This is a genomic window from Streptacidiphilus anmyonensis (genome assembly GCF_000787855.1).
In the GTDB taxonomy this organism is placed as follows: Bacteria; Actinomycetota; Actinomycetes; order Streptomycetales; family Streptomycetaceae; genus Streptacidiphilus; species Streptacidiphilus anmyonensis.
This window is the reverse complement of record NZ_BBPQ01000033.1, coordinates 82021-86953: the sequence shown is the minus strand read 5'-3', so window position 1 is coordinate 86953 and position 4933 is coordinate 82021. Positions and strand designations below refer to the sequence as shown.

At 73.2% G+C, this 4933-nt stretch carries 4 protein-coding genes and 1 pseudogene; 3 read left to right on the top strand and 2 right to left on the bottom strand.

Annotation, left to right across the window (positions count from 1 at the left end; translation table 11 throughout):
- A partial coding sequence (locus TR50_RS25265; RefSeq protein ID WP_174514858.1) for an ArnT family glycosyltransferase occupies positions 1–1029 on the bottom strand: 1029 nt, incomplete at its 3' end.
- 307 nt (positions 1030–1336) lie between these two features.
- Between TR50_RS25265 and thrS the strand changes: the two genes are divergently transcribed.
- The gene (gene thrS, locus TR50_RS25260) at positions 1337–2554 is read left to right on the top strand and encodes a threonine--tRNA ligase (RefSeq protein ID WP_042426349.1); all 1218 of its coding nucleotides are present in this window, start codon (positions 1337–1339) and stop codon (positions 2552–2554) included.
- 32 nt (positions 2555–2586) lie between these two features.
- Here the strand turns inward: thrS and TR50_RS25255 are convergent, their stop codons facing one another.
- Positions 2587–3057, bottom strand: coding sequence for a hypothetical protein (locus TR50_RS25255; protein WP_052441310.1), 471 nt, complete (start codon positions 3055–3057; stop codon positions 2587–2589).
- 300 nt (positions 3058–3357) lie between these two features.
- Between TR50_RS25255 and TR50_RS25250 the strand changes: the two genes are divergently transcribed.
- Entirely contained in the window at positions 3358–4350 is a 993-nt protein-coding gene (locus TR50_RS25250; RefSeq protein ID WP_042426278.1) for a serine protein kinase RIO, read from the top strand.
- 140 nt (positions 4351–4490) lie between these two features.
- Positions 4491–4933 (top strand): annotated as a pseudogene (locus TR50_RS46970) (hypothetical protein); the annotation flags it as partial.

Below are 4933 nucleotides of genomic sequence, written 5' to 3'. Positions count from 1 at the left end.
ACCCCCGGCCGCGCCGGCGCCCTGGCCGCCGACGCCCTGCCCGCCGACGCCGTGCGTCCCGGCGCCCGCGCCGGATCCGTGCCCGCCGAGGCCGTGCCCGCCACCGCCGCCACCGCCGCGGACGGCCTGGATGCTGCCGGTGTTCGAGGCGCTCATGCCCACCGACGAGAAGCGGTTCAGGAAGTTGTAGCCGACCACCATGCTGAACGCCGAGTTGTCCGTGGTGCCGTCCACGTACGGACGGTCCTTCGCGGGCGTCAACGTCACCAACCCGATCCACGAGGCGGACACCGCGACCGTCACCACACCGGCGACGAGGACGTGGCCGAGCCGACGACGCAGCGGCGCGGGCGCGGAGACCAGGTAGACCACCGCCAACGCGGGCAGCACCGCCCACGCCTCCAGCATCTTGGTCTGGAAGGCCAGGCCCACCCAGACGCCGGAGAGGAGCAGCGTCCGCAGGCGGCCCGTCCTCGCCGCGCGCTGCGCCGCCTCCGCGGCGCAGATCAGCAGCAGGGTGAAGGCGGGGTCCTCGACGGAGGTGCGGAACAGTCCGGCGATCACCGGGGTGAGCGTGAACAGCCCGCACGTGAGAAGCGCCGCGTTCGCGCCGGCCCACTGCCGTACCGCCTTGTAGAGCACCAGGACCGCCAGCACGCCCTCGACCGCCTGCGGCAGTGCGACCGACCAGGCGTGGAAGCCGAAGATCCGCGCGGACAGTGCCTGCGGCCACACGAACCCGGGCAGCTTGTCCAGCGTGATCGTGCTCGCCGGGTCGAAGGAGCCGAAGATGAACGCCTTCCAGCTCTCGGCGCCGCTGCGTGCCGCGTTCGCGTAGAACCCGTGGAACGACGCCTGATCGATCCGCCAGAAGAAGAGCAGGGCGGCGAGGGCGGCGATCCCGAGCAGGGCAGGCCGGGCGTAGCCGGGCTGGTCGGCCGGGGATCTCCAGGGGCGGAGACGGGTGGCGCGAGGGACGGTCGGAGATTCCGGAGGCGTGGTCAGGACGCCCGTGACACTTGGAGCCATGGTCACGACACTGGGTGACAAACCTGTGAAAACGCTCTAAACCCTCCCGACTCGCCGGAATTCATAACTCGCTCTGGTGCTGGTCTTGCCGTGTACAGAGAAATCCGATGCAGCCCGGCCCGTTCGGCTGCTACCTTCGTCGGCATGCAGCGCGCAGCCGCCTCCACGACGACGCCGGACCACGTCCCGGCGCGCTGAGAGCTGTCACAGTCCAAGCCCCGGGCGAGTGCCCGGGGCTTTCGCATGCGGTCACTCGTTCCGGTCTCCCGACGTCCTCGTCCCCGATGACCTCCGCGAGGTGACCACGATGCACGACCACCGCAAGCTCGGCCGCGAGCTGGGCCTCTTCGACACCGACCCGATGATCGGCGCCGGGCTGCCGTACTGGCTCCCCGACGGCGCGGTGCTCCGCCACGAGCTGGAGGAGTACGTGCGCGACCTGGAGCGGCGCGCCGGCTACCGGCACGTCTACTCGCCCGTGCTCGGCAAGCGCGAGCTCTACGAGCGGTCGGGCCACTGGGCCCACTACCGCGAGGACATGTTCCCGCCCATGCGGCTCGGTGCGGAGGAGGTCGTGCTGCGGCCGAGCCTCTGTCCCCACCACGCGCTGATGTACCGCTCCCGGGCCCGCAGTTACCGTGAACTGCCGCTGCGGTTCGCCGAGCTCGGCGGCATGTACCGGTCCGAACTCTCCGGCGTGCTGGGCGGCCTGACCCGGGTCCGGGCCATCCAGCTCAACGACGGCCACGTCTTCTGCACCGTGGACCAGGTCGCCGAGGAGGCGGCGCGGGCGCTGGAGCTGATCCGGGAGGTCCACCGGGTCCTCGGCATCGAGCCGGTCCGCTACCGGCTCTCGCTGCCCGGCGAGGGCGGCAAGTACGTGGCCGCGCCGGAGCTGTGGGAGCGGTCCGCGGCCCTGCTCACCGAGGTGCTGGAGAAGTCCGGCCTGCCCTTCGAGGCGCAGCGGGGCGAGGCGGCCTTCTACGGGCCCAAGATCGACGTCCAGATCGCCGACGGCGCCGGACGCGAGGCGACCCTGTCGACCGTGCAGGTCGACTTCCATCAGCCCGAGCAGTTCCAGCTGGAGTACGTGGGCGCGGACGGCGGGCGGCACCGTCCGGTGATGGTCCACCGCGCGGTCATCGGCAGCATCGAACGGGCCGTGGCGCACCTGATCGAGCTCTACGGTGGGGCGTTCCCCGCCTGGCTGGCGCCCGTGCAGGTGGTGCTGCTCCCGCTCTCCGTGGCGGAGGAGCCGCAGGCGCGGGAGGTCGCCGCCCGGTGCCTGGAGCTCGGGTTGCGGGCCGAGATCGCCGGACCCGAGCAGGGCAGCCTCGGCGCGCGGATCCGTGCCGCGCGGCTCGCGCCCTACCAGGCCGTCGTCGGCGCGCGCGAGGCCGCCGAGGGCCTGGTCGCCCCGCGCCTGCGCGACGGATCCCGCCCGGACCCGCTCCCGGCGGCGGAGTTCGTCGCGCGCGTCGCCGCGGGCGTCGCCGCGCGCGAGCGGGAGCCGCGGCTGGACTGAGCGACGTGTGGTGTCCGGTCGGTCGGCCGTTCTCAGGAGACCTGGATGTGGGTGTCCATGCCCAGGCTCTTGTGGCTGTCGACCGGGCACCACAGTTCGTAGCTGCCCTTCTGCAGAGTGACCGTCAGGTTCGCACTGCCGCCGGGGTCCAGGGTGCTGGTCTGCGTCGTCGGCACCCCGGGACCGGAGATGGCGAGCGCGTGCGAGACGTGACCGTCGTCCTTCGCCACGAAGGTGTAGGAGCCCGGCGCGAACGAGCTCTGCGAGAGGTGCAGCGCGTACTCGGTCTCGGTGACCGTGACCGTCGTCGCTGCACCGGCGGCGCCCGCCGTACCGGAGGCGCTTGCCGGACCGGAGGCGCCGGTGGCGGTGCTCGGGGCGGCCGGCGGCGATGCGGCGCTGGAGCTCTTCGAGGAGCTGCATCCGGCCGTCATCACGGCCGCGACGAGCGCGACGGCGACCAGACCCGGGCGCGGGCGGCCGGGAGGGAGAAGGCGTGACATGAGGTCTCCCTATCAGCCCGAAGCGGCGGGCGGCTGTGCGGCGCGCGGGCGACGACGCCGCGTTAATTCGGTTGCACCGACCGCGAGGCTGGCTAGAGTAGGCGCGTTGCCCCGGTTCCGGGCCGCCGTGTCGGCGCCCGGACGTGACGAGAGTGGAGGTGTGCAGACATGGTCGCCGTGATGACGCGGCGCGCGTTCGCCTGCGCGCCAGAAGCCTCCCCTTGTCACCCGCTCGCCGGCTGAGCCTCGCGTCCTACCGCTGACGCGCCCCGGCGGGCCCTCCCGCAGGAGACCCCTCCCTTGCGCAAGCGATTCGCCGACAGCGACTCCTTCGTCCGCATCACCCCCAAGGGCGGCAGCCGTCGTGGCCGCCGTTCCGACGACACCACCGACTACGTCGTCGACGCCGACTACGACTTCCGGCCCGACCACGACTTCCACCCCGACACCGACCCCGGCTTCGACCTGGGCGACGACCACGCCTCGGTCTCCGGCGGCGCCGACGCGCCGCCCGAGGGCGACCGCTGGTCCACCTGGGACCAGTCCACCCCGACCGAGAAGGGCCCCGAGCCCCGCCCGGACTGGGTCGTCACCGAACTCGGCGCCGTCGACACCGAGTTGGGCATCGTGAAGACCGGCAAGGAAGCCGACGTCTTCCTGATCGAACGCGCCGTCCCCGGCGCCGACCGCCGCACCCTGATGGCGGCCAAGCGCTACCGCGACGGCCGGCACCGGCTCTTCCACCGCGACGCGGGCTACCTGGAGGGCCGCAGCCACAAGGAGTCCCGCGTCAGCCGGGCCATGGCCAAGCGGACCGAGTTCGGCAAGCAGGCCATCGCCGGGCAGTGGGCCGCCGCCGAGTTCGCGGCGCTGTCCCGGCTCTGGCTGGCGGGCGCCGCCGTGCCCTACCCCGTCCAGATCCTCGGCACCGAGATCCTGATGGAGTTCGTCGGCGACGAGTCCGGCGCCGCCTCGCCTCGCCTCGCCCAGGTGCGCCCCGAGGAGGCGGACCTGGACGACCTCTGGGACCAACTCGGCCACAGCCTCTCGCTGCTGGCCCGCGACGGCTACGCCCACGGCGACCTGTCCGCGTACAACATCCTGGTCCACGAGGGCCGGCTGGTCATCATCGACGTGCCGCAGATCGTCGACGTCATCGCCAACCCGCGAGGTCGCGACTTCCTGGAACGCGACGTGCGCAACGTCGGCGCCTGGTTCGTCGGCCGCGGCCTGCCCGAGCGGCGGGTGGAGGAGCTGGCGTCCGTCCTCGCCTTCGATGCGAGGCTGGACTGAACGGCAGTTGAACGGCGGGAAGATTAGCAGGTGGGACGGGCCTGCGTGGGGAGTTCGCGAGATCTCCGCACAGGCCCGTTCCGGGCTGCGATTGTGGTGAAAGGTCCGGATTTGCCGGTCCGTGCACGCCCGGAGGAGCCGTGAGGTACTGCCCACCCTGCCGCCGCTACGTCAGCGGCGCCGCGTTCTCCTGTGCCGGCTGCGGTGTCGCGGCCACGAAGCTCCCGTACGTCGGCCCCGACGCCCCGCTGACACGGGAGGAGGCGCCGGTCGAGCTCCCCGCACCGGTCGAGCTCCCCGCACCGGTCGTCGCGCCCCGGGTGGTGCCGCTGCACGCCGCGCCGCAGGCGCGGCGCACCCGGGCCCGGTTCGCCCCGGCGCTGCTCGTCGCGGGCCTCGGCTTCGCCGGCCTCTGCGCCGTGGCGGGCAGCGCGGCCCCCGGCGGCGCCGCGAGCGCGCAGGGCGCGCAGCCCTTCAGCGCGCCCACCGTCGGCAAGCCGCTTCCGGGCGGAGGCGACGCCCCCGTCCCCCCTCTCGGCTTCGCCGACGGGGCGGGCGCGACGGGGGGCCCTGCGACGGCCCC